At 69.2% G+C, this 24,947-nt stretch carries 19 protein-coding genes and 1 pseudogene; 16 read left to right on the plus strand and 4 right to left on the minus strand.

Annotated features, from left to right (window positions below; all coding sequences use genetic code 11):
* Positions 1-65 precede the first annotated feature (65 nt).
* Positions 66-707 (minus strand): annotated as a pseudogene (locus VF329_12170) (amidase).
* Between the two features lie 74 nt (positions 708-781).
* A complete protein-coding gene (gene gatC / locus VF329_12175; protein ID HEX7081761.1) occupies positions 782-1,066 on the minus strand; it encodes an Asp-tRNA(Asn)/Glu-tRNA(Gln) amidotransferase subunit GatC in 285 nt (94 codons plus the stop codon).
* 109 nt (positions 1,067-1,175) lie between these two features.
* Between gatC and VF329_12180 the strand changes: the two genes are divergently transcribed.
* The 10 genes from VF329_12180 (at position 1,176) to lipB (ending at position 10,710) form a co-directional block, all read left to right on the plus strand.
* The gene (locus VF329_12180) at positions 1,176-2,219 is read left to right on the plus strand and encodes a rod shape-determining protein (GenBank protein ID HEX7081762.1); all 1,044 of its coding nucleotides are present in this window, start codon (positions 1,176-1,178) and stop codon (positions 2,217-2,219) included.
* 104 nt (positions 2,220-2,323) lie between these two features.
* Entirely contained in the window at positions 2,324-3,235 is a 912-nt protein-coding gene (mreC, locus tag VF329_12185) for a rod shape-determining protein MreC (GenBank protein ID HEX7081763.1), read from the plus strand.
* The gene (gene mreD, locus VF329_12190; GenBank protein HEX7081764.1) at positions 3,232-3,702 is read left to right on the plus strand and encodes a rod shape-determining protein MreD; all 471 of its coding nucleotides are present in this window, start codon (positions 3,232-3,234) and stop codon (positions 3,700-3,702) included. The genes mreC and mreD overlap by 4 nt, the downstream gene beginning before the upstream one ends.
* 6 nt (positions 3,703-3,708) lie before the next feature.
* Positions 3,709-5,637, plus strand: coding sequence for a penicillin-binding protein 2 (gene mrdA / locus VF329_12195; protein ID HEX7081765.1), 1,929 nt, complete (start codon positions 3,709-3,711; stop codon positions 5,635-5,637).
* A complete protein-coding gene (gene rodA / locus VF329_12200; protein HEX7081766.1) occupies positions 5,618-6,751 on the plus strand; it encodes a rod shape-determining protein RodA in 1,134 nt (377 codons plus the stop codon). The genes mrdA and rodA overlap by 20 nt, the downstream gene beginning before the upstream one ends.
* Entirely contained in the window at positions 6,748-7,773 is a 1,026-nt protein-coding gene (gene mltB, locus VF329_12205) for a lytic murein transglycosylase B (GenBank protein ID HEX7081767.1), read from the plus strand. The genes rodA and mltB overlap by 4 nt, the downstream gene beginning before the upstream one ends.
* Positions 7,774-7,775: 2 nt before the next feature.
* Entirely contained in the window at positions 7,776-8,609 is an 834-nt protein-coding gene (locus VF329_12210; GenBank protein HEX7081768.1) for a septal ring lytic transglycosylase RlpA family protein, read from the plus strand.
* 43 nt (positions 8,610-8,652) lie between these two features.
* Positions 8,653-9,786, plus strand: coding sequence for a D-alanyl-D-alanine carboxypeptidase family protein (locus VF329_12215; protein ID HEX7081769.1), 1,134 nt, complete (start codon positions 8,653-8,655; stop codon positions 9,784-9,786).
* Positions 9,779-10,045 carry a DUF493 domain-containing protein gene (locus VF329_12220; protein HEX7081770.1) on the plus strand — a complete coding sequence of 89 codons (267 nt, stop codon included), beginning with the start codon at positions 9,779-9,781 and terminating at the stop codon, positions 10,043-10,045. Before VF329_12215 ends, VF329_12220 begins: the two co-directional genes overlap by 8 nt.
* A complete protein-coding gene (gene lipB, locus VF329_12225; GenBank protein ID HEX7081771.1) occupies positions 10,042-10,710 on the plus strand; it encodes a lipoyl(octanoyl) transferase LipB in 669 nt (222 codons plus the stop codon). The genes VF329_12220 and lipB overlap by 4 nt, the downstream gene beginning before the upstream one ends.
* A gap of 10 nt (positions 10,711-10,720) precedes the next feature.
* Here lipB and VF329_12230 read toward each other — a convergent pair whose 3' ends face one another.
* Both VF329_12230 and VF329_12235 read right to left on the minus strand, forming a co-directional pair.
* Positions 10,721-11,566 carry a hypothetical protein gene (locus VF329_12230; protein ID HEX7081772.1) on the minus strand — a complete coding sequence of 282 codons (846 nt, stop codon included), beginning with the start codon at positions 11,564-11,566 and terminating at the stop codon, positions 10,721-10,723.
* 21 nt (positions 11,567-11,587) lie between these two features.
* Entirely contained in the window at positions 11,588-14,200 is a 2,613-nt protein-coding gene (locus VF329_12235; protein HEX7081773.1) for a hypothetical protein, read from the minus strand.
* A 131-nt stretch (positions 14,201-14,331) separates the two neighbouring features.
* Here VF329_12235 and VF329_12240 point away from each other — a divergent pair, with 131 nt between their 5' ends.
* From VF329_12240 to VF329_12265, 6 genes are all read left to right on the plus strand, one after another.
* Positions 14,332-15,630 (plus strand): hypothetical protein, encoded by a 1,299-nt coding sequence (locus tag VF329_12240; GenBank protein HEX7081774.1) that lies wholly within the window; start codon positions 14,332-14,334, stop codon positions 15,628-15,630.
* A gap of 223 nt (positions 15,631-15,853) precedes the next feature.
* Positions 15,854-16,978 carry an alanine racemase gene (alr, locus tag VF329_12245; GenBank protein HEX7081775.1) on the plus strand — a complete coding sequence of 375 codons (1,125 nt, stop codon included), beginning with the start codon at positions 15,854-15,856 and terminating at the stop codon, positions 16,976-16,978.
* A 17-nt stretch (positions 16,979-16,995) separates the two neighbouring features.
* Positions 16,996-17,904 (plus strand): aminotransferase class IV, encoded by a 909-nt coding sequence (locus VF329_12250; protein HEX7081776.1) that lies wholly within the window; start codon positions 16,996-16,998, stop codon positions 17,902-17,904.
* 215 nt (positions 17,905-18,119) lie between these two features.
* Positions 18,120-21,026, plus strand: coding sequence for a TonB-dependent receptor (locus tag VF329_12255; protein ID HEX7081777.1), 2,907 nt, complete (start codon positions 18,120-18,122; stop codon positions 21,024-21,026).
* A gap of 101 nt (positions 21,027-21,127) precedes the next feature.
* Positions 21,128-23,593, plus strand: a complete 2,466-nt coding sequence (locus tag VF329_12260; GenBank protein ID HEX7081778.1) for a DUF1592 domain-containing protein — start codon at positions 21,128-21,130, stop codon at positions 23,591-23,593.
* Positions 23,594-23,632: 39 nt separating this feature from the next.
* A complete protein-coding gene (locus VF329_12265; GenBank protein HEX7081779.1) occupies positions 23,633-24,943 on the plus strand; it encodes a DUF1552 domain-containing protein in 1,311 nt (436 codons plus the stop codon).
* Positions 24,944-24,947 lie beyond the last annotated feature (4 nt).

Genomic DNA, 24,947 nt, shown 5'->3' on the forward strand with positions numbered 1-24,947 from the left:
TGTTCAGCGTCGCCCTCGATAGCGGCGTCAGTACGTACGTTGCGTCGCTATCCCTGGGGCTTACTCGCGACCGGCCCGGCCTGGTCGAGCGACGAGGCGTACGCCACGAGGCCGTAGCGCGACACGCGGCCGTAGGTCGGCTTGAGGCCCGTGATGCCCGACAGCGCGGCCGGTTGGCGGATCGAGCCGCCGGTGTCGGTGCCGGTGGCCGCCGGTGCGATGCGCGCGGCGACCGCGGCAGCCGAGCCGCCCGACGAGCCGCCTGGCACCAGTGCAGGATCCCACGGGTTGCGCACCGGCCCGTAGAAGCTCGTCTCGTTCGACGAGCCCATCGCGAACTCGTCCATGTTCGTCTTGCCGAGCGTCACGGCGCCCGCGTCGTTCAGCCGCTCGACGACCGTCGCGTCGTACGGAGACACGAAATTGTCGAGCATCCGCGAGCCGCACGACGTCTTCACGCCCGCCGTGCAGAAGATGTCCTTGTGCGCGATCGGGATGCCGGTCAGCGGCCCCGCGGAGCCGTCCGCGAGCCGCCGATCGGCCGCCTCGGCCTCCGCGAGCGCCTCCTCCTCGGTGACGGTGATGAACGCGTTCAGCGCGTCGTCGAAGCGCGCGATGCGCGCGAGGTAATGCCGCGCGACCTCCACGGCCGACATGCGGCGCGCGCGTAATGCCTCGGAGAGCTGAGCCAGCGTGAGTTCGTGCATCGGTGGAGAGTTAGACAAAGGTGTCGGACACCATTTTCGCGGGAAAAAAGGTGTCTGACACCTTATTTGGGCGGTCAGTCGATGACTTTCGGCACGAGATACAGCCCCCGCTCGACGGCCGGCGCGTTGCGCTGGTAGAGCTCGCGCCGATCGGTCTCGGTGACGACATCGTCTCGCAGCCGCTGCGGCCGGTCGAGGGGATGCGCCATCGGGACGACCCCGTCGGTGGGCACGGCCTGTAGCTGCCCGACCATCTCGACGATGTCGGAAAGCTTCGCCGACACGTCCGCGATCTCGTCGCTCGTGATCTCGAGTCGCGCGAGCTCACAGAGCTTCGCGATGTCTTGCTCGTCGAGCATGGAAAGAACCGACCGGTGACCGAAGTCTCATTAGAATACACTTCGCTTGCCGATTGTCCTACCCGTTGCTAAAGTCGCCGCATTTATTTTTCCGCGGCTTTGGCGCCCAATGTTGAAGAGCTTTCTCGGGTATTTCTCGAACGATTTATCCATCGACTTGGGCACCGCGAACACTCTGATTTACGTCCGAGGCCGCGGCATCGTCCTGAACGAGCCTTCCGTCGTCGCGATCCGCGAGGAGCCGGGGCGCGGCGGCAAAGTCCTCGAGGCGGTCGGCACCGAAGCGAAGAACATGCTCGGTCGCACGCCGGGTCACATCACGGCGATCCGGCCCTTGAAGGACGGCGTGATCGCCGACTTCAGCGTCACCGAGAAGATGCTCCAGTACTTCATCAAGAAGGCGCACGGGTCGCGCTACTTTCGGCCGAGCCCGCGCGTGCTGGTCTGCGTGCCCTACGGCTCCACCCAGGTCGAGCGGCGCGCGATCCGCGAATCCGCCGAAGGTGCCGGCGCCCGGAAGGTCTATCTCGTCGAAGAGCCGATGGCGGCGGCGATGGGCGCCGGGATGCCCGTGCACGAGGCCCGCGGCTCGATGGTGCTCGACATCGGGGGCGGCACGTCGGAGGTCGCCGTCATCTCGCTGAACGGGATCGTCTATGCGGCGTCGGTCCGGATCGGCGGCGACCGGTTCGACGAGGCCATCACGAACTATGTCCGCCGGAACTACGGGATCCTGATCGGGGAGGCGACCGCCGAGCGGATCAAGCACGAGATCGGATCGGCCTATCCGGGCCAAGATGTGAAGGAGATCTCAGTCAAGGGCCGGAACCTTTCCGAGGGGGTTCCGCGCGCGTTTACGTTAAACAGCAACGAAATCCTCGAAGCGTTACAGGAGCCCTTGCAAGGCATCGTCGGAGCCGTCAAAGTCGCCCTGGAACAGACGCCGCCCGAGCTCGGCGCAGACGTTGCCGAGCGCGGGATCGTGCTGACCGGGGGCGGCGCGCTGCTTACGGACATCGACAAGCTGCTGACCGAAGAAACCGGCTTGCCGGTGGTCGTCGCAGACGACCCGTTGACCTGCGTCGCGCGGGGCGGCGGTCGCGTTCTCGAGCTGTTGGACGAGTACGGGCCTGCGGCCTTTTCGGTGGAGTAGGCTCGGGCCTTGCAGGGCACTCGGTCTCGGGCGATCTCGTTAGCGAACAACTGCCGCCTCGAGCTCGGGGGTCCTAAGGGGAGGCTGCGCGCCGCGGGGTGGGCATGGGCGCTCCAAGCACAGCAACGGACGGTCTCGGCCGCGGGGGCGCCCCGCTCGGGGCCCGCTTTCTCCTGCTCGCGCTCGCGAGCTGCGCGCTGATGGTCGTGGATCACCGCGAGGAGCACCTCACGCCGGTCCGCCAGGCGCTGTCGCTCGCGCTCTACCCGGTGCGGCTGCTCGTCGACGCGCCGTTCAGCGCATGGCGATGGGCGCGCGTCACACTCGCCGAGCGGAGCGCGCTGCTCGAGGAGAACGCCAGCCTCGAGCGCGAGCTGCTGCTCGCGAACGCGCGGCTGCAGCGGCTCGACGCGCTCGAGGCCGAGAACGCGCGTCTCAGAGAGCTGCTCGATTCCACGGCACGGGTCACGGACCGCGTGCTCGTCGCGGAGATTCTCGCCGTCGATCTCGATCCGTACCGTCAACGGTTCAATGTGAACCGCGGCGAAATCGACGGCGCGTATGTCGGGCAGGCGCTGCTCGACGCGAACGGTGTCGTCGGTCAGATCGTCGAAGTCGGTCCGTTGACGTCGGAAGCGGTGCTGATCACCGACGCCGACCATGCCGTCCCGGTCATCGTGAATCGCAACGGCTTGCGCACGATCGCGGTCGGCACCGGCGACAGCGGCCGGCTGCGCTTGCCGTATCTGACGAACAGCGCCGATATCCAGATCGGGGATCTGCTGCTCTCGTCCGGCCTCGGCGGCGTCTTCCCGGCGGGCTATCCGGTCGGCCGCGTCGTCGAAGTGCACATGCGTCCCGGCCAGTCGTTCGCGGAGGTCATCGCCGAGCCTGCGGCCGCGCTCGACCGCGACAGCGAGGTGCTGCTCGTCTGGACGGGGGACGACGACGAGCTTTCCGACCCGACGGCGGACCGGAGTGCCGCAGCGAGCCTTGCGGAGGCGGCGCCGCGATGAGGCTCGCCCCGGGGCTCACGTTGTTCCTCGCGCTGCTCCTCACGGCCCTGCCTCTGCCGCCGTCGGCCGCGGCGTTCAAGCCGGATTGGATTCCGGTCACCTTAATCTACTGGTCGCTCGCGTCGCCGCCCGCGTTCGGCCTGTTGGCGGCATTCGTGATCGGCCTCGGGCTCGACGCGCTCACCGGGGCGCTTCTCGGCCAGCACGCGCTCGCGCTCGTCACGGTCGTGTACCTGGTGCGGCGCTTCCGCCTGCGCCTGCGCGCGTTCCCGTTGTCGCAATGCACGATCGCGGTCGCCGTGGTGCTCGCGCTCTACGAGTTCGTGCTGTTCTGGGCGGACGGCGTCGCCGGACGCACGGTGCCGATCGGCGAGCGATGGCAGCCGGTCCTGTCCGGCACGCTGCTGTGGCTGCTCGTCTGGTCCGCGTTCGACCATGGGCGCGAGCACGCGCCCGCGAGGCTCTGACTGCCGATGGCGAAACGCTCGCAGACGCTGAAGGACCACTGGCGCGAGCAGCGGCTCTTTTTGTCGCGCGTGATCGGCGCGGCCGTCGTCGTCGTCGTGCTGACCGGCGTGCTCGTCGCGCGGCTCGTGCAATTGCAGATCGTCGACTATCAGCGCTTCAGCGAGCTGTCGCAGGACAACCGCTTGCGAATCGAGCCGCTGCCGCCGACGCGCGGGCTCGTCTTCGACCGCAACGGGCTGATCATCGCGGAGAACGTGCCGATCTGGCAGCTCGTGGCGATTCCCGAGCAGATCGACGACCTCGACGCCGTGCTGCGCGACCTCGAGTCGCTCGATCTGATAGACCCGAGCGAGCATACGGTGCTCGTCGACCTGATCCGCTCGCACCGCGCATTCGAGCGCGTGAAGCTGCGGGATCTGACGGAGACCGAAGCGGCGCGGTTCGCGGTCCGCAGGCACCGCTTTTCCGGCATCGACATCCAGGAGGGGCTGATCCGCTACTACCCGTTCGGCCCGGCGAGCGCCCACGCCGTCGGCTACGTCGGCAGCATCAGCACCTATGATCTCGAGCGCATCGACCGGAGCAACTATGCGGCCACGTCGCAAATCGGCAAGAGCGGGATCGAGCGCAGCTACGAGGACGTGCTGCACGGGCAGGTCGGCTATCGCCAGCAGGTCGTGAACGCTCAAGGCCGCGTGCTGTACGACCCGGCTTCGGCCACCGGCGACGGCGGCATCGCCGGGCTCGAGACGAAGTGGCCGGTGCCCGGCCGCAACGTCGTGCTGTCGCTCGACATGCGGCTGCAGCTCGCGACGCAGCAGGCTTTCGCCGGGCTGCGCGGCGCCGCCGTCGCGATCGACCCGGCGAACGGCGACGTGCTCGCGCTCGTCAGCGCGCCGAGCTTCGATCCGAACCGCCTCTCCGGCGGCTTGAGCCGCTCGGACTTCGCCGCGCTGAACACCGATCCCGACAAGCCGCTCTTCAACCGCGCGCTCGCAGGACGCTATCCGCCCGGCTCGACGATCAAGCCGTTCATCGGCCTCGCAGGCTTGCACCACGAGACCGAGCTTGCGCACGGCACCGTCTATTGTCCGGGCTTCTACACGCTTCCCGGGCACAGCCATCGCTATCGCGACTGGCGGCCTCAGGGGCACGGAACCGTCGACCTTCACGATGCGATCGTCCAGTCCTGCGACGTCTACTACTACCAGCTCGCGGTCGAGCTCGGCATCGATCGGATGGCCGCGGCGCTCGCCGGGTTCGGCTTCGGCGCGCCGACCGGCATCGACATCGCGGGCGAGGTCGGCGGCGTCGTGCCGTCGCGCGAGTGGAAGCGCAACGCGTTCAGCAGACCGGAAGATCAGGTCTGGTTTCCGGGCGAGACGGTGATCACCGGGATCGGCCAGGGGTACACGCTCGTGACGCCGCTGCAGCTCGCGAACGCCACGGCCGTGCTCGCGGCCCGGGGCCGGCGCTTCCGGCCGCGGCTCTTGATCGCTACGCAGGATCCGGTCGACGGCGAGATGCACCGGCTCGAGCCCGAGGCGCTGCCTCCGGTCGAGATTGCGCCCGAGCACTGGGAGACGATCCATCAGGCGATGGTCGGCGTGACGACGGAACCACGCGGCTCGGGGCGCACCGCGATGCTCGGCACCGAGTACGTCGTGGCCGGCAAGACGGGCACCGCGCAGGTCTTCACCCTCGAGCAGGAAGAGGACTACGACCCGGAGGAGATCGACGAGCGCCTGCGCGACCACGGTCTGTTCATCGCCTATGCGCCGGCCGAAGCGCCGGAGATCGCTGTCGCCGTCGTCGTCGAGAACGGCGGCGGCGGAAGCAGCGCGGCCGCGCCGGTCGCGCGCAAGATGCTCGACGCCTACTTCGCGGCCCGGCCCGCCGCCGAGATCGGGGACTATGTCGCTCGCCAGCCTTGAATGGGGGGCGAAGACCCGCAAGACGCTCGGCCGGCCGCTGCTCGGGAGGCTGGTCGTCGATCTGCCGCTGCTGTTGACACTGCTCGCCGTCACGGCGATCGGTCTCGTCGTCCTGTACAGCGCCGTCGGTGAGGATCTCGGGCGCGTCGCCCGCCAGGGCGTGCGCGCGGCGGCCGGCTTCGCCGCGTTCTTCGTGTTGGCGCAGCTCCCGCCGCGATATCTTCGCCTGTGGGCGCCGTGGCTCTACTGCGGCGTGCTCGGCTTGCTGCTCGCGGTGGCCGTCGAAGGCGAGATCAGCCAGGGCGCACAGCGCTGGCTCGACATCGGCATCATGCGCTTTCAGCCGTCCGAGCTGATGAAGCTCGCCGCCCCGATGATGGTCGCGTGGTTCATGCACGACCGCACGTTGCCGCCGACGTTTCCGCAGCTGCTCGTGCTCCTGCTGATCGTCGCCGTGCCGTCCGTGCTGATCGCGGAGCAGCCGGACCTCGGCACGGCGCTGCTCGTCATCGCCGCCGGCGGCCTCACGGTGCTCCTCGCCGGCATCAGCGTGCGGCTGATCGCGTTCGCAGTCGCGCTGTGCCTCGGACTCGCACCGCTGCTGTGGATGTCGATGCTCGATTATCAGCGCGCGCGCGTGCTCACGTTTCTGAATCCCGAGTCCGATCCGCTCGGCGCCGGGTACAACATCATTCAGTCGAAGATCGCGATCGGCTCGGGGCATCTCTTCGGCAAGGGATGGCTGAACGGCACGCAGGCCCACCTCGAGTTCCTGCCGGAGCGGTCCACCGACTTCATCTTCGCCGTCCTGGCCGAGGAGTTCGGCCTGCTCGGCCTGCTGTTGCTGCTCGGCCTCTACCTCGTGCTGATCGGGCGCGGCCTGTACATCGCCGCGCAGGCTCAGGACACTTTCACGCGCCTGCTCGCGGGAACGCTCAGTCTCACGTTCTTCGTCTACGTGTTCGTCAACGCGGGAATGGTCTCGGGGCTGCTTCCCGTCGTCGGTGTGCCGTTGCCGCTCGTCAGCGCCGGCGGCACGTCGATGGTGACCCTGATGGCCGGTTTCGGTATCCTCGCGGCGATCAACGGCCACAGGAAGTTGCTACCGGCATGACGATCCGGAACGCGTCGCGCAGCAGCCTGCTCCTCGCTCTTCTCGTCGGGCTGGTTGCCGGTTCGGCTTCTGCCGACGCGGATCCCGACGCGGTCGAGCATGCCAAGGCGGCGTTCGTCGAGCGCATGGTGTCGCGCCACGGATTCGCGGCCGACGAAGTCGAGAGCGCGCTCGCCGGCGTCGAGATCAACGAGAAGATCCTCGAGACCATTGCGCGGCCGGCGGAGCGCGTCGTGCCGTGGTACGAGTACCGGGAAATTTTTCTCACGCCGGAGCGGATCGCCGCGGGTGCCGAGTTCTGGCAGGCGCACGCGGCCGAGATCGCTCGCGCGAGCGAAAGCTACGGCGTCGCGCCGGAGATCCTCGTCGCGATCGTCGGCGTCGAGACCTACTTCGGTCGCCGCATGGGCAGCTACCGCGTGCTCGATGCGCTCGCGACCCTCGCGTTCGCGTATCCGCCGCGCGCGGATTTCTTCGCGTCGGAGCTCGAGTCCTTCTTTCTGCTCGCGCGTGACGAAGGTGCGGAGTTCTTCGACGCGGTCGGCTCCTATGCCGGCGCGATGGGCGCCGGGCAGTTCATCCCGTCGAGCTTCCGCGCCTATGCGGTCGACGCCGACGGCGACGGCCGGCGCGATCTGTGGGGCGATTGGGACGACATCCTCGCGAGCGTCGCGAACTACTTCAAGGCGCACGGCTGGCGGGAGTCCGGGCCGGTCGCCGACCGCGTCACCCTGACCGACGCCTGGTCCGGGCATTCTCCGGCGAACGGCCTCGAGCTCGACTACACGGTGGGCGCGTTGAGGCGTCTCGGCTACGCGCTGCCGGCCGAGCGGGCGGAGGACATGCCGGCGACGATTCTCGCGCTCGAGGGCGGCGCGGAGGCGCTCGAGTATTGGGCCGGGTACCACAACTTTCGCGTGATCACGCGGTACAACCGCAGCGCCAAGTACGCGCTCGCCGCGCACGAGTTGAGCCGCGCGATCCTCGACGCGCATCGTACCGCCTCGGCCGGAAGCGGCTGACGATGGGCCTTCGCGTGCGCCGCTGCGCGGCCCTGATGTGTGTCCTGCTCGCGCTGCTCCAGTGGGGCTGCGCGTCGCGGCCGGAGCGGGCGTCCGCGCGCGCGCCGGACCCGATCAACCCGCCGCGAAGCGCGCTCGGCAACCCGCCGTTCTACGAGGTGCTCGGCAAGCGCTACTACGTGCTCGAGTCGAGCGACGGCTTCGTCGAGCGGGGCATCGCGTCATGGTACGGGCGCAAGTTCCACCGGCATCGGACGTCGAGCGGCGAGCGGTACGACATGAACGCGATGACGGCGGCGCACAAGACGCTGCCGCTGCCCACCTGGGTCGAGGTGACTAACCTCGACAACGGCCGGCGCGTCATCGTCAAGGTCAACGATCGCGGCCCGTTCGTCGACGATCGCATCATCGACTTGTCCTATGCGGCCGCGGAGGCGCTCGACATGGTACGCGCCGGCACCGCGCGGGTCGAAGTGCGCGCGCTCGGGGCCGCGCCGATCGTCGCCGAGGCCCGCGGGCGGCGGTCCCGTCGCGAAAGGCGCGCGGCCCTCTCGCTGATCAGCGAGGCGCACGCGGCGTCGCCCGCACGCGAGGAGCGCGGCTCGGGCGCTCTCTTCATCCAGGTCGGCGCGTTCTCGCAGCGGGACAACGCCGCGCAGCTCGTCGAGCGGCTTCGCGACAGCGGCTTCGACAAGGTGTTCGTCGTGTCGGGATCGGACGACCGGCTTCATCGCGTGCGCCTCGGGCCGTTCACGACCGTCGCGGAATACGACCGCGTCACCGAGGGGCTGCGTCGCGTCGGCGTCGCAGATACCCGGCTCGTCGTCGGACCCTGAGCGCGCGGCTCGGGGCGTGAGAGCGGCTCGCAAAACCTATGCGATGTGTTGCTGGGTGCTCGCGGCGGCGCTCGCGGCCGCGGGCCACGCGAACGCGAGCGGCGTCGCGTCTCCGCCGTCCGTTCCGGCCGAGGCGTATCTGCTCGTCGATCACGTCACCGGGAGCGTCCTCGCCGAAGCGAACGCGGACCGTCCGCTGCCGCCCGCGAGCCTGACCAAGCTGATGACCGCCTACGTCGTCTTCGACGCGCTCCGCAACGGCCGCATTGCGCCGGACGATCGGGTGCTCGTCAGCGAGAAGGCCTGGCGGACCGGCGGGTCGCGGATGTTCATCGAGGTCGGCACCGAGGTCGCGGTCGCGGACCTGCTGCACGGGCTCATCGTGCAGTCCGGCAACGACGCGGCCGTCGCGCTCGCCGAGCACGTGGCCGGCTCCGAGGAGGCGTTCGTCGCGATGATGAACGAGCGCGCGGCCGCGCTCGGCATGGCGTCGACGACGTTCCGCAACGCGACCGGCCTGCCCGCCGCCGGGCACTTGACCACGGCCCGGGACCTGGCCGTGCTCGCGCGCGCCCTCGTCGACGACTTTCCGGAGTACCACTCGCTCTACGCCGAGCGGGAGTTCACGTACAACGGCATCCGGCAGTACAACCGCAACCGGCTGCTTCGGCGGGACCCGAGCGTGGACGGGCTGAAGACGGGCTATACGAGCCGCGCCGGGTACTGCATCGTCGTCACGGCCGCCCGCGAGGGCAGGCGCCTCGTGGCCGTGGTGCTCGGCGCGGATTCGAGCCGCGCGCGGCGCTCGGCCGCGCAGTCGCTGCTCGACTACGGGTTCTCGGCCTTCGAGACGTACAAGCTGTTCGCGAAAGGGGAACCCATCGGCGCGGCGAGGGTCTGGAAGGGTGTTGCGGACAGCGCCGCGGTCGGGCTCACGCAGGACGTTTACGTGACGATCCCGCGGGGTGCCTACGGCGCGCTCTCCGCCGTGATGCAGCTGCCCGCCGCGCTCGTCGCGCCCGTCCAGTCGAACGTCGAGATCGGCGAGGTCAGCGTCTCGCTGGACGGCGAGCCGCTGCTGACGGCGCCGCTCGTCGTGCTCGACGCGGTCTCCGTGGGCGGGTTGTGGACGCGGGTGAAGCACGCTCTCCTGATGCGGCTCGAGGACGATGAGTGACTCCGAATCCCTGCTGAAATTTCCGTGCCGGCTGCCGATCAAGGTGTTCGGCCGCAACGTCCCCGCGTTTCGCCGCACCACGATCTCGATCGTCGAGCGCCACTTCGGATCGCTCGATGCGACGGATGTTTCCGAGCAGCTGAGCCGTCGCGAAAGCTACGCGAGCCTCACGATCGTCGTGCACGCGGACAGCCGCGCGCAGGTCGACGCGCTCTACCGCGAGCTGACCTCGAACGACGACATCCTGATGGTGCTGTGAGCGCCGCGCCGCCCGCCGCCGACCCGACCCCCCGCTCGCGGGCGGAATTCGTCGTCCGCGATCTCGGCCGCCGGCCGCTCGAGCCGGTCTGGGCGGAGATGCGCGCGTTCACGGAAGCGCGGAGCGCCGAGACACGCGACGAGATCTGGTTCGTCGAGCACCCGCCGGTCTTCACGCTCGGCTTGAACGCCGACCGGTCGCATTTGATCGCGCCGGGCGACGTCCCGGTCGTGCAGATCGATCGCGGCGGCCAGGTCACGTACCACGGGCCGGGGCAGGTCGTGGCCTACGTCCTTGCCGACATCCGCCGCCTGAATCTCAACGTTCGCACGCTCGTGCAGGCGCTCGAATCAGCGGTCGTCGACACGGTCGCCGCGTACGGAATCGACGCGCAGCCGCGGCGGGACGCGCCGGGCGTGTACGTGGGCGGGCGGAAGCTCGCGGCCATCGGCTTGCGGCTGAGGCGCTACTGCTCGTACCACGGGCTCGCGTTGAACGTTGCGATGGACTTGTCGCCGTTTCGGCGCATCCACCCCTGCGGCTATGCCGATCTCGAGGTCACGCAGATCGCCGATCTTTGCGACGTGAACGACCCCGAGCGCGTGCGCCGCGATCTCGAGCCGCATCTCGTGCGCCGATTGACGGCGTTCGCGGCCGGGCCTTAGGCCCTCGGGCTCACAGCCGCTCGAGATAGCTGCCGTACGTAAACGTGAAGCCGACGACGAGCCACACGAGCCAGACGAAACGCGTCAGCTCCGGCAGCCAAGCGCGCTTCACGAGCCAGTAAGCGGCGGCCGGGATCGCGCAGACGGCGGCCGTGGCCCCGAGGAGGAGCAGCGCGTCGGCGGCCGCGGCGACGAGGCGGACGTCGCCGAGCGCGCCGACGCGAAGACCGCGGTTCAACACCGCGAGCACGGCCGTGGATGCCGCAAGCGCCGCGATGTGCCGCCATCCGAGCCCGGAAGGCGCCGCGCTCGGCGCGGGCGCGGCTTCTTTCGATTCCACGTAGATCGACGCGGAGCGGACGTACGCGCGCTTCGTCGACACCGACCGCCGTGCGAGGAGCCACAGGAGGAGGGCGAGCGCGAGCGCCGCCGCCCAGTGCGCCGCGCGGATTGCGTCGCTCGCCGCCGCGGCGATCGCGACGCTGCCGATCGCCCCGGCCGCGCCGGAGGCGGCGAGCGTGACGCTGGCCGGGCCCGTTCTGCGGTACGCCGCCGCATGCAGCGCGAGGAGCGCGAGCAGCTGCGGCACGCCCGCGTAGGGCAGGGCGGCGGCCCCCGGCGGCTGCACCTCGTTCTCGAGGACGGTGGCCGCGAGCATTACCGTCAGGACCGCGCAGGCGTAGAGCGCATAGTCCTTCGCACCCTTGTTCGGGCTGACGACGAGGAATCGGCGGGCGGCCGCGAACGCGCCGGCCGCGATGATCACATTCGCGATGACCGCGAGATACGCGGCGCCGAGCGCCGCGAGGTCGATCGACCCGTCAGCGAGCGGCGGCCAACCCAGGTGCGCTGCCACGGAAGGCATCGTCCCCGAGCCTCATTTCTCCGCGGCCGTCTTGTACGCGTCCGGTGCTTCGGCCGCGAGAAATTCGTACTTGCGCTTCCACGCTTCGACCGATTCGGTGAGCTTCGCGATCGTCGTTTCGTGCTCCTTGATCCGATTCCGTAGGCGCGCGGTCTGCTCCGCATCCGGCGGCCGCTTCGCGGCGCCGCCCTTCGGGTCCGCTCCGTTGGCCTGGCGCGCCACGGCTTCGCGGAGCGCGGCGACCTCCCGCTCGAGCGCGTCGATGTGCGCCTTTTGCTTATCGGAGATGCCCTTCAGGCGCTGCGTCTCGGTCTCCGAGCTTCGCAGCTTCGTCAGCTTGCGCTGCTGCTCGTCGGAGTCCTTCTCGAGCCGCGCGATCAGCTCGTTCTTCGCGTCGAGCTCGCGCCGCAGCTCATCGAGCTCGGCGCTGCGGTCGGTCCGTGCCTGGTTCAGCGCCTTCGCGGTCTTCAGCTCGTCCTCGAGGGCCTGGATGATCTCGACCTGATCCTTCGCCCGTTTCTCGAGCTCCGCGATGCGCGCGGCCGACTCGACGAGCTGCTCCTTCGCGTGCGTCGCGCCGTGATGTCGCGCGAGCGTTTCCTCCTGCTCCTTGATCTTCGCCTGCAGCCGGTCGATGCGCGCGAGGAGCTCGTGCTGCTTCGCTTCGGCCGCGGCCTTGTAAGTGCGCAGGCCGTCGAGGCCGGCCTTCAGCGCCGTGTTCGCCTTGTGCTTCGCACGGATGCGCTCGATCAGCGCGGCGATCAGCCGCTTGCGGCGCTTCACGAGCCGCTCGAAGTGCTGCGCCTTGCCGAGGCGCCACTTCGCTTCCTCGTAGCGCTCCTCGGCCTCCGCGAGGCGATCCTCGAGCTTCGTGATGATCTCGCGCCGCTCGTTCGCCACCTCGCTCAGGTTATCGGTGCACTCCTTCTCCTCGCGAAGCTCCTGCTCGAGCCCGCCGATCTGATCGACCGCCGCTTGGAGGGACTCCTCGAGGCTGGCCGCCTGCTCGCGCGCCTCCCGGAGCGCCTGCTCGAGCTCGGCGGCGCGCGCATTGGCGCCGCCGGCTTCTTGCTCGGCCGACTCGGCGCGCGCTCGGACTTCCTCGAGCTCGCGCTCGAAGCGTTCCGCCCGCGCTCCGGATTCGGCGAGCTCGCGTTCGAAGCGTTTCGCTCGCTCTCGGGATTCGGCGAGCTCGTGCTCGAGGTGTTCCGCTCGCTCTCGGGATCCAGCAAGCTCGCGCGCGAGCTGTTCCGCCCGCTCTCGGAATTCGGTCAGCTCGCGCTCGAGCCCTCCGGTCCGCTCTCGGGATTCGGCGAGCTCGCGCTCGAGCCCGGCGGCGCGCTCCTCGGCCGTGCGCAGCTGCCCTTCGAGCTCGGCCGCGCGCGCGCCGTCGCGCTCCCGGTCGCCGGCCGCCGCCTCGAGCTCCGCGCGGCGCGCGTCGAGCTCGGCCGCGAGGCGGTCCTTCTCGCGTGCGGCCTCGTCGAGCTGGCTGCGAAGCGCCGCCGCATCGGCGTCGAGCGCCCGGTTCCGTTCCGCGAGCTGCTCGGCCTCCCGCCGGGCGGCATCGAGCGCTGCCCGCAGCTGCTCCGCGTCGGTGCCGTGCGTCTCGATCGACGCCTGCAGCTCCTCGGCGCGCGCGAGCGCGTTCGCGAGCGAGGCTTCCGCGTCCGCGAGCGCGGCTTCGCGCTCTTGCAGCGCGGCGCGCAGCCGCTCGGCCTCCGCACGCGCGCCTTGCAGGTCGCTCGAAACGGATTCGGCGGCCTGCCGCGACGCTTCGACCTCCGATTCCAGCCGCGCGTGCCGCTCCTGCAGCGACGTCGAGCGCTGCCGCTCCTCGGCCGCCTCGGCCCGCAGCCGCGACGCCTCGGACGTGAGCGACTCGAGCCGCTCGTCGCGCTCGCGGAGCGTCGCGCGAAGCTCGTCCGCTTCGGCCAGGGAGCGTGCGTTCTGCGCGGTGAGCGCCTCGATCTGCTCGTCGCGGCGGCGTAATGCCGCCCGGCCGTCCTCGAGATCGTTCTCCAGCTGCCGCCGGCGGTCGTGCTGAGCGAAAACGTCGAGCCGCAGCCGCTCGAGCTCCGCCGAAAGCTGCGCGATCCGGCTCTCCCGCTCGGTCAGCGTCTCACGCAGGCGTTCGATTTCGGCCTCGAGCGAGCGCCGGACCTCGGCCGCGTCGGTGCCGCCGGCGCCGCCAGCCGCGGTCAGCTTCGCGATCAGCTCGTCGCGCGCGTTCAGCTCGTGGCGCAACTGGGCGAGACGGGCCTTGTACTCGCGGCTCGATTGATCGAAGTCGTCGATCTTCGAGCGCCAGAAGTTGACTTCCTTCTTCGTGAGCTTCTCGGGCCCGGATTCCGCGACCTCGAGCTTCTTCTTCAGCTGCTCGACCTTCGCGCGCTCGGCCGCGACGACCTCCTCGAGCTGACCGACCTCGCGCTGGAAGCGGTCGCGCTCGGCCTCGACGTTCTCGAGGCGATGCCGCAGCACGTCGACCTGCTCCTCGAGCCGATTCTTCGGGGAGCGCTTGCGGCCAAGCTCCTCGTTCAGCTTCGCCGCACGCGCTTCCGAATCGCGCAGAGCGTCCTGAAGGAGGGCGAAAGCCTGCTCGGCTAATTCCCGCGGGTTAGCCATTTCGTCCGATCGTTGCCGCTTCGAGGGGCCGAGCCTACAGACTTTGAATACATGCGACCTGGTACTCAGTCACGTTTTGACATAAAAATCCGTGGCATACTGCTCGCGCTTCTCCGAGGGACATTCGCGCAGTGGCGGCTCCGAAGACGATCGCGCAGGCCATCATGGACGGTGACGAGCGTGCGCTCGATCGCGTCGCGGCCGGTCTGCTGAAGCCGCTCGCCTGGAACTTCGTCGAGCGGCCGTGGGGCGGCATGCGCATTCGAGCCTACAAGGGGCTCTGCCCGCTGCCCGACCAGGCGCGGCTCACGGGCTCGGGGCTCGGCGAGGCGTTCGAGATCGCGGCCTACGACGCGGACGAGGAGGCGCGCGCGTATCCGAGCCGGCTGCGCTTCGAGGACGGCTCCGAGCTCGCGCTGCCCGCGCTGCTGCGCCGGCATGCCGACGTCCTGCTCGGGCCCGCGCTCGCCCGCGCTCACGGCGGCGCGTTTCCGCTGCTGCCGAAGACGCTCGACGTCAAGGAACTGCTGTCCGTGCAGGGCCATCCGGCCGGTCACACGGAGGTGTATGTCGTGATCGAAGCGGATCCGGGCGCGACGATTCGCGTCGGCTTCAACGACGACGTGGACCCCGAACGGCTCGAGCAGGAGCTTCGGGCCGGGCGCGCGCGCCAGCAGCGGCTGCTCGAGACGATCGGCACGCGCTTGAGCACGGCGCGGCTGCAGACGCTACTCGCGCCGTGGCTCGCGGCCCGGGAAGCGGGGCTCGCCGATCTCCCCGACGAGCTCCGCGATGTCCTCGGCGGCGCCGGATGGTCCGCGGCGGCCGAGCTCCTCGAGCGGCTGAAGGACGTTTACTGGTGGGTGCTCGACCGCATGAACGAGATTCCGGTCGCGGCCGGCACGATCGTGCACAACGCGAGCCCGGCGCGCGTCGTCGCGCCGGGCGGCGTACCGTCGGCCGAGGTCCATGCGCTCGGCAATCCCGAAGGCCGCGAGATCCTCGCGCTCGAGATCCGGCGGCCGGGACCGACGTTCCGGGCCTGGGACAACGTGCGCTTCCCGCTGCGGCGCATCGACATCGATACCGCGATCGCCGGATTGAACCTGCGGCGCGTCGCTCCGGAAGAGCTGCTGGCGCGCCGCGTGCTCGATCGCGCCGGCGTCTATCGCTCGGTCGCGGACCCGAGCTTCGCGCTCGAGCACCTGTGCCCGTCGCCGGGGACGCCGGCGGTCGTGCCGGCCGAGGCCGCGCACACGCTGCACGCGATCGCGGGTCGCGTCGACGTTCTGAACGAGGAAGGGCGCCTGCTCGGCTCGCTCGCGCGCGGCGAGAGCGCGCTCGTGCCGGCAGGCGTCGGCGCGTACCGCGTCGCGAGCGACGACGACGGCGCCGAGGTCGTGAAGGTGACGCTGGACGGCGCACGATGAGCGCCGCCTCGCCCGACGACCGGCCGCCGGAAGCGTCCACCGTCGGCCCCGCCATATTTCGTCATCGGATTGCCTCCGAATTGACGGAATCGACCGCGCCGGCGGCCCGATTGGGCCATAGTCTGCGCCCGATGAGCACGTCTGCCTCGACGCCGTATCGGCCGGCCCGGACGCTTCTCCGGTCCGCCGCGCGGATCGCCGCAGGCGGCCGGAGACCGTCGTAGTGGCGTATTCGTACTCGTTTCCGCTGCCCTCGTTCAGCCCGTCGGCTCCGGCCGCGCCGGGCGTGCTGATCGTCGACCTCGACGCGCTCGCGCGGAACTACCGCCGGGTCCGCGACGCCGCCGCACCGTCCGAATGCGCAGCGGTCCTCAAAGCCGACGCGTACGGCCTCGGTCTCGTGCCGGTGGCGCGCCGGCTCGCGCGGGAAGGCTGCCGGCGGTTTTTCGTCGCGAGCGCCGCGGAAGGCGACGAGCTGCGGCGGCTGCTGCCGCAGGTGCGAATCTACGTGCTCGACGGCGTCGCTGCGGGCGACGAGAAGCTCCTTCTCGACGCGGCGCTGACGCCGGTCCTGAACTCGCTCGAGCAAGTGGAGCGCTATCGCGCGGCCGGAGGGGTTGCCGCGATCCTGCACGTCGACACCGGCATGTCGCGGCTCGGCCTCGATGCGGCCGAGATCGACGCGATCGCGCGCCGGCCGGAGCTGCTCGACGGGCTCGTGATCGAGTACGTCATGACTCATCTCGCGTGCGCGGACGAGCCGGAGCACCCGCTGAACGCCGACCAGCTGCGGCGCTTCGACGCGCTCCGCGCGAAGCTTCCCGCCGCGCGGACGTCGATCGCGAACTCGGCCGGCGTATTTCTCAGTCCCGCGCACCGCGGCGACCTCGTGCGCGCGGGCATCGGCCTGTTCGGCGGCAATCCGTTCGTCGATCGGCCGAGCCCGGTCGAGCCGGTCGTGACGCTGCGCGCTCGGATCGTTCAGGTCCGCGACGTCGCCGAGGCGACGACCGTCGGGTACGGCGCCACCTACGTGGCCCGCCCACCGTGCCGCCTCGCCGTGTGCGGAGTAGGCTACGCCGACGGCTATCCGCGCGCGGTCGGCAACCGCTGCGCGGCATCGTTCAACGGGCGGCGGCTTCCGGTCGTCGGGCGCGTGTCGATGGATCTGACGTGCCTCGACGTCTCGTCCGTGCCGCCCGGCGAGATCGGGCCGGGCGACTACGTCGAGCTGGTCGGCAAGGAAACGACCCTCGACGAGATCGCGGCCGCCGCCGGCACGATCAGCTACGAGATCCTGACCGGCTTCGGCAAGCGGCTCGAGCGCCGGTACGAGGGCGACGGTTGACCGATCACTTCCGGAGCATGACCAGCGTCGACGGCGTCGTCACGCCGACCGAGGACGCGAAGGTTCCGGTGCTCGACAGGGGCTTCCTCTACGGCGACTCGGTCTACGAGGTGTTTCGCACGTACGACGGCGTGCCGCTCTTCTACGACGAGCACTGGGAGCGCTTCCGGAACTCGGCCGCGATGATCCGCCTCGAGATCGGTCTCGACAAGGCGGAGATGACGCGGCGTATCCGGACGGTCGTCGCCGCCACCGGCGCCGCGCGCTCGCGCACCGACGTGTATGTGCGCTACACCGTCACGCGCGGCGTCGGCCCGATCGATCTTTTCCCGGCGGAGACGCTGACGCCCTCCTGCGTGATCATCGTGAACCGGGCGCCGGCGTGGAGACGCGAGCTCTACGATCGCGGCGTCCGCCTCGTCGTGCCCGAGACGCGGCGCAACTCGGGCAGCGCCCTCGACCCGAACATCAAGGGCGGCAACTACCTCAACAACGTCCTGGGGCTCATCGAGGCGCGCGCGCTCGGCGCGGACGATTGCCTGATGCTGAACGACGCGGGCCTCGTGACCGAGGCATCGAACAGCAACGTCTTCTTCGTGATCGACGGCGAGCTCGTGACGCCTTCGCAGAAGGCGCGGAACCTGAAAGGCCTGACGAAGGCCGCCGTTCACGAGGCCTGCCGCGCCCGCGGGCTGCCGACGTTCGAGCGCGAGATCGGCGAGCGCGACGCGGCGCGGGCCACGGAGTGCTTCCTGACGAGCGCGACGCGCGAGGTCATGCCGGTCGCGAGCCTGCGGCTCGGCGATGGCCGGGAGGTCGTGTTCCCCGCCGGAGGCGGGGAGCTCACGCGGCGCGCCGCACGCTACTACCGCGAGCACGTCGCGGAGTACGTGGCGCGCAACCGCGGGCTGTCGCTGTTCGAGTAGGCGCCTGCGTTCGTCTTTCGCTCGTCCCGGCAGTGTCGTACCGCACCGTTCCTTACTCTTGAAAAATCTATAGCCATGCTAATAGCTCGTCGGGTGGAACTTGCCCGGGACGTTCGGCAGAGTCGTACAGGGGCTCATACACGACAATTCGGCCGGCGGACGCGAGCTCGCGCCCGACCAGACCGGTGCTCGAAAAAGGGGGGACGCTCGGAACGATGTTTCGACGTGAAGATCGCGCGAGCCGCGGCGCCGCGCAATGGGGAGGTTCGCTCGATGCTAGGAATCGCGGCGGTGTGCTGCGCGCCGCGGTGAGCCTGGCGCTCGCGTCGGCCGCGGTGGGGGTCGCTCACGGACAGGAGCCGCCGGCTGCGATCGAGGAGATTCAAGTCACCGGGACGCGTATTCAGCGCACCGGCATGACCACGCCGACGCCGGTGACCGTGATGACCGCGGACGAGCTCGAGTACCTCGCCCCCGGCACGCTGATGGATTCGCTCGACCAGCTGCCGCTTTTCATGAACAACAACACGGTGGAGACGGCCGGCTCGTGGACGACCGTGGGCGGTCAAAGCACGCTGAATCTGCGCGGCGTCGGGTCGAACCGCACGCTCGTGCTGCTCGACGGCCGACGGGTCGTGCCGTCGAACCGGCTGAGCACCGTCGACATCAACATGTTCCCGCAGATGCTGATCGAGCGCACCGAGGTCGTCACCGGCGGCGCGTCGGCGGCTTACGGCTCGGACGCGATCACGGGCGTCACGAATTTCATCATCGACAGCGATTTCACCGGCTTCTCGAGCAACCTCCAGGGCGGCATCAGCGACGTCGGCGACAACGAGAACACGCGCGCGTCGTTCGCGGGTGGATTTCCGGTCGGCGAGCGAAGTCATGTGGTCGTCGGCGCGGAGTACTACCGCGCGGAAGGCATTCCGAACTACGACGACCGCGACTGGTTCGACAGCTGGGGAACGATCAATTTCGGCACGAACGCGGCTGGAGAGCCGAACGTGCTGCCGCAGCGAATCCGGGTGGCGAACGTCAAGTCGCGCACGTACACCTACGGGGGATTGATCCGCACCGGCCCGCTCGCGGGCATCCAGTTCCTGGAGGACGGGACGCCGGCCGAGTTCTGCGACGGCGAGATCCTCGACTCGGGGGCGCTGCGTGCGCAGGCCGAAGGCGAGATTGCGGGCTCGCAGGTCGGCGGCTGCGGCGACCAGCGCGACCGCGACGACATGGTGCTCGCGGGGCAGGAGCGAGGCAGCCTCTTCGCGCGTGCGAGCATCGACATCGGCGAGGACACGCAGTTCTACGTTCAGGGTCTTTACGGTTACAACAAGATCGAGAACGCGAAGTTCGGCTACGTCTTCACCACGCCGTGGGCGCTGACGATCTACGACGACAACCCGTTTCTGCCCGAGGAAATCCGCACGCGCATGCAGGAGGAAGGCATCGAGTCCTTCCAGCTGCACAAGCAAATTCCGGAGCGGGATCCGCTGAATAACGCCAAGGCGCCGCTGACCGGCGACATGGTCTCGATCACGGCGGCCGTCGAAGGCGGCCTCGGCGAGCGCTGGCGATACAACGCCTACTACCAATACGGCGCGGCGAACCGTGATCTCGAGCTCTACGGCTTCCGCGTCGACCGGTTCTTCCGCGGCGTCGACGCGATCCGGGATCTGAGCAGCGGGGAGATCATCTGCGCGTCCACGCTGATCCAGCCGGACGATGGCTGCGTGCCGATCAACGTCTTCGGCCTCGGTAACGAGAGCCAGGCGGCACGCGACTGGGTCCACGATTCGATGTGGCTGAATGCCGACGTGACGCAGCATGCGGCCGAGTTCATGGTCGACGGCGAGGTCGCCGAAAGCTGGGCCGGGCCGATCTTCGTCGCCACCGGCACGAGCTGGCGGGAGGACCGGCTCGACCAGGTCGGCGGGAACGCGGGCGGCAGCCCGATTCCGGTGCCGCCGAACGGGCCGGTCACGGCCTTCGACGAGGACGGCAACCTGCTCTATCGCGGCCTCCCGCCGGTGTACGAGGGCTACAACCTGATCGACCGAGCGGGCGGCCCCACCATCAAGGGCGGCTTCTCGGTGTGGGAGGTTTTCGGCGAGACCTCGATCCCGCTGGCGCGCGACGCCGCGGGCGCCCAGGCGCTCGATCTGAGCCTCGCCACGCGCTTCGCCGACTACGAAGGCAGCGGCGGCGTCTGGGCCTGGAAGGTCGGGCTCGACTGGCAGATCACGGACGCGTGGCGGTTCCGGCTCACGCGCTCCCGCGACATCCGCGCGGGAAGCCTGTCCGAGCGGTTCGACGTGACGAGCACGGGCGCGAACATCACCGACCGGTTCCTCCCCGACGAGCCGACTTACACGATCCGCACCGTCATCGGCGGCAATCCCGAGGTTGAGCCCGAGAACTCCGACACGATCACCTTCGGGTTCGTGTTTCAGCCGGTTGCCGTGCCGGGGCTCGGTCTCTCGGTCGACTACTACGACATCAAGATCAACGGCGCGATCTCGCAGATCGGCAACCAGCGGATCATGGACTACTGCTTCGAGTTCGGCTCGTTCTGCGATCAGATCGTGCGCGCGCCCGACGGCACGGTCGACAGCATCTTCAATGTCTACATCAATGTGGACGAGGCGAGGACGCGCGGCGTCGACATCGAGACGAGCTATCGGCGCGGGATCGGCGCCGGCGACCTCGTGTTCCGCGCCGTCGGCAGCTATCTGACGGAGGCGTCGACGACGCCGTTCGACTCGCCGAAGATCGATCGTGCGGGCGAGGCCGGCGTCGCGCCGCCGTGGAACGTGACGCTCGTGTCGTCGTATCGGCGCGGTCCGCTCAGTCTCGGATGGACCGAGCGCTGGGTCAGCTCGGCGAAGGTCGACGCGTTATGGCAGGAAGGCATCGACATCGACGACAACACCGTCCCGTCGCATTCGGTCTCGAACTTCCGCGTGACGTACGATCTCGACCGCCAGGGTCGGACCTATTCCGTCTATGGTATGGTCACGAACGTCTTCGACGAGAACCCGGGGAAGTTGATGGGGCTCCCGAGCATCTACAGTGTCGTCGGGCGCACCTACACGGTGGGCTTCAACTTCAGGAACTGAGGCGAGGGAAGATCGGGCGGGCGCCGGGCAGCGCTCGCCGAACGGAGCTTGAGATGCCGTTCCTGCCCTTCGGGGCAGGGCCGGCGCACGACAGGACGTAGATGCGATATCGAGCCGTTGCCGCCGCCGGCGTGGGCCTCGCGTTGATCGCGGGCGGGTACTTTTTCCACGGCGCTTCTCGCAAATCCACGGAAGAGGCGTGGGCGCTGTTCGACAGCTACTGCGTCGACTGCCACAACCGTATCGATCTCACCGCGAACATCGCGTTCGATGCGCTCGACCCCGCGTCGGTCCCGCACGAGCCCGAGATCTTCGAAAAGGCCGTGCGCAAGCTGCGCGCGCGGATGATGCCGCCGCCGGGTGCACCGCAGCCGGAGCAGGCCGGCGTGGACGCGCTGGTGGAGTGGCTCGAGAGCACGCTCGACGCGGCCGCCGAGTCGGATCCCCATCCCGGCCGCGTCGCCCTCCACCGGCTGAACCGCAAGGAATACGAGAACGCCGTGGAGGATCTGCTCGCGCTGCCGATCGATGCCTCCGAGATGCTGCCGCGCGACGAGCGCAGCGACGGCTTCGACAACGTGGCGAGCGTTCTGCAGGTCACGCCGTCATTCCTGAATCAGTACGTCTCGGCCGCCCGCGAGGTGGCCGTGCTGGCGGTGGGGGAGGCCGCGCCGACGCCGGGCAGCAAGCAGTACTTCCGCCCGGCGGATGCCGAGGGCAAGCAAACCTTCCACGTCGACGGGCTGCCGCTCGGCACCCGCGGCGGCTGGGCAGTCGAGCACTGGTTTCCGGCCGACGGCGAGTACGAGATCAACATCCAGGACATGATCCAGGACATCTACTTCCTCGGCACCGAGCATTACCAGACCGTGCTCGTGACGCTCGACGGCGCCGAGATCTACCGGACGCACATCGGCGGTCCGGACGACCTGAAGTGGATCGACCAGGATCAGTCGCCGGCCGCCGATGCGATCCGTGCTCGACTGAAAGGCATAAGGTTTGAGACGACGGCCGGGCCGCACGACGTCGGCGTCACGTTTCTCGCGCGGAGCTTCGCCGAGTCGGATTCGCGCCTCTCGCCGCTCGTGCCGGGCGGCGGCATGGACCGGCTGATGCGCGTGACGGGCTTCGAGGTCCGGGGGCCGTTCGCCCCCACCGGCTTGAGCCCGACGCCGAGCCGCGAGCGGATCTTCAGCTGCTATCCGGAGCACCCGAAGGACGAGCGGCCGTGCGCCGAGCGCATCCTCGCGCGCCTCGCGCGGCTCGCGTATCGGCGGCCCTTGACCGACTCCGACTTGGACGTGCTGCTCGAGTTCTATGATTCCGGGGCGCGCCACGGTGGCTTCGAGGAGGGCGTTCGCGCCGGCATCACGCGCATGCTAGCGAGCCCGCACTTCCTCTATCGCGCCGCGGTCCCCCGGCCGGAGAACCGCGTAACCGACTCGATCTACCGCTTGACGGATCTCGAGCTCGCGTCGAGGCTCTCGTTCTTCCTGTGGAGCAGCATTCCCGACGACGAGCTGCTCACGCTCGCGGAGGCGGGCCGGCTTCGCGATCCGGGCGTGCTCGAAGCGCAGATCGAGCGCATGCTCGCGAGCCCGAAGGCGAAGACGCTCGCATCGAACTTCGCATATCAGTGGCTTGGGCTGAGCAAGCTCGACGAGATCGATCCCGATCCGAACGTCTACCCGTACGCGGCGAACCACCGCAGCGTCGTCGGCATAGACGGGGACATTCGCGAGGAATTCGTCGAGGAGGTCACGCTCTTCGTCGACAGCATCCTGCGCGACGACCGCAGCATCGTCGATCTCCTGACGGCCGACCACACGTTCCTGAACGAGCGCCTGGCCGTTCATTACGGCATCAACACCGTGAAGGGGGACCGCTTCCGGCGGGTCACGCTCGAGGATCCCGCGCGCTGGGGATTGCTCGGCAAGGGGGCCGTGCTGATGGTCACGTCCTATCCGAACCGCACCGCGCCGGTGCTGCGGGGCGCCTGGATTCTCGAGAACATCATCGGCGCGCCGCCGGCGCCTCCTCCGCCCGAGGTCGAGGCGCTCCTCACCGAGATCGACCCGGCGACGAAGGTCTTTCCTACAGTGCGCGCGCGGCTCGAGGAGCACCGCTCGCAACCGAGCTGCAACGGCTGCCACGGCGTGATGGACCCGCTCGGCTTCGCGCTCGAGAACTTCAACGGCGTCGGCGTGTGGCGCGACGTGGAGGAATTCACGGCCACGCCGATCGACTCCACCGGCCAGCTTCCCGACGGCACCGTTCTCGAAGGGCCGAAGGATCTTCGCGAAGCCCTGGTCCGCCGCCCCGAGCAGTTCGTGCAGACGTTCGTCGAGAAGCTGATGACGTACGCGCTCGGCCGCCGGATCGAGTACTACGACATGCCGACGGTTCGCGAGATCGTGCGGCACGCGGAGGAGAACGGTTATCGCTTCTCGTCGATCGTCGCGGCGCTCGTGCGGAGCGATCCGTTCCAGCTTTACGAGATCGAGGAGACGCCCGCGGATGCGGAGATCCTTTCGGTCGCGACGACGTCGGCGACGGACGCCGAATAGGCTCGTGGCTCGCGGCCCATGGGATGAGGAGATAGGCGAATGTTCGTGACGAAGAAGGCACTGTCCCGGCGCACCGTCCTGAAGAGCGCGAGCGCGGCGATCGCGCTGCCGCTGCTCGACGCGATGATTCCGGCCGCGACGGCGCTCGCGCAGACGGCCGCGAAGCCGCGGCCGCGGCTCGGCTTCGTCTACGTCCCCCACGGCTCCGTGATGGCCCGCTGGACGCCGGCGACGACCGGCACCGAGTTCGAGCTGCCGCAGATCCTCGCACCGCTCGAGCCGTTCAAGAGTGCGCTGACGATCGTCTCGAACTTGCGCAACCGCGCGGCCGAGAGCCCCACGCCGCATGCGATCACGGCCGGCACGTGGCTGAACTGCGCGACGCCGGCCGTGAGCCACAGCCCTGTCGCCGGCACCAGCGTGGATCAGGTGGCGGCGCAGCAGTTCGGCGCCGAGACCACGTTCCCGTCGCTCGAGCTCTCCACCGAGGGCGGCGGCCCGTGCGATCCCGCTTACGGGTGCAGCTACGGCCACACCATCTCGTTCCGCACGCCGACGCAGCCGCTGCCGATGGAGTACAACCCGCGCAAGGTCTTCTATCAGCTCTTCGGCCGCGGCGACACGCCTGAGGAGCGAAAGATGATCGTCGTCGAGACCAAGAGCTTGCTCGATTCGATCACGGACGAAGCCGCATCGCTGCAACGCAAGCTCGCGGTGCCCGACCGCGCGATGGTCGCCGACTATCTCGACTCCGTGCGCGAGGTCGAGCGGCGGGTGCAAAGCGCCGCGCAACGCGACATGTCCGGCCTCGACGTGCCGCCCGCTCCGGTCGGCGTGCCGAACGACTTCGACGCGCACGTGAAGCTCATGTTCGACTTGATCGCGCTCGCCTACCAGGCGGACTTGACGCGCGTCGTCACGTTCATGATGGGCAAGGAGGTCAGCATGCGGACCTTCAACAACGTCGGCGTGCCGGACGCGTTCCATCCGTTGTCGCATCACGGCAATAATCCCAGCAACATCGACCGGCTGGCCACCGTTTACACGTACCACACGGAGGTTTTCGCCGGATTCGTCGAGCGTCTCGCGAGCACGCCGGACGGCGACGGCTCGCTGCTCGATCACTCGATTCTGCTCTACGGCAGCAACATGAGCGACGGCAACCGGCACAACCACGATCCTCTGCCGGCGGCCGTGCTGGGCCGCGCCTACGGCCGGATCAAGGGCGGGCAGCATCTGAGCTACCCCGCCGACACGCCGCTCGCGAACCTGCTCGTCACGCTGCTCGACCGGGCGGGCGTGCCGGTCGAGTCGATCGGGGACAGCACGGGGCAATTCGCCGAGGTGTAGCTTC

It is taken from the genome of Gammaproteobacteria bacterium, from assembly GCA_036381015.1.
Taxonomy (GTDB): Bacteria; Pseudomonadota; Gammaproteobacteria; order Steroidobacterales; family Rariloculaceae; genus ZC4RG20.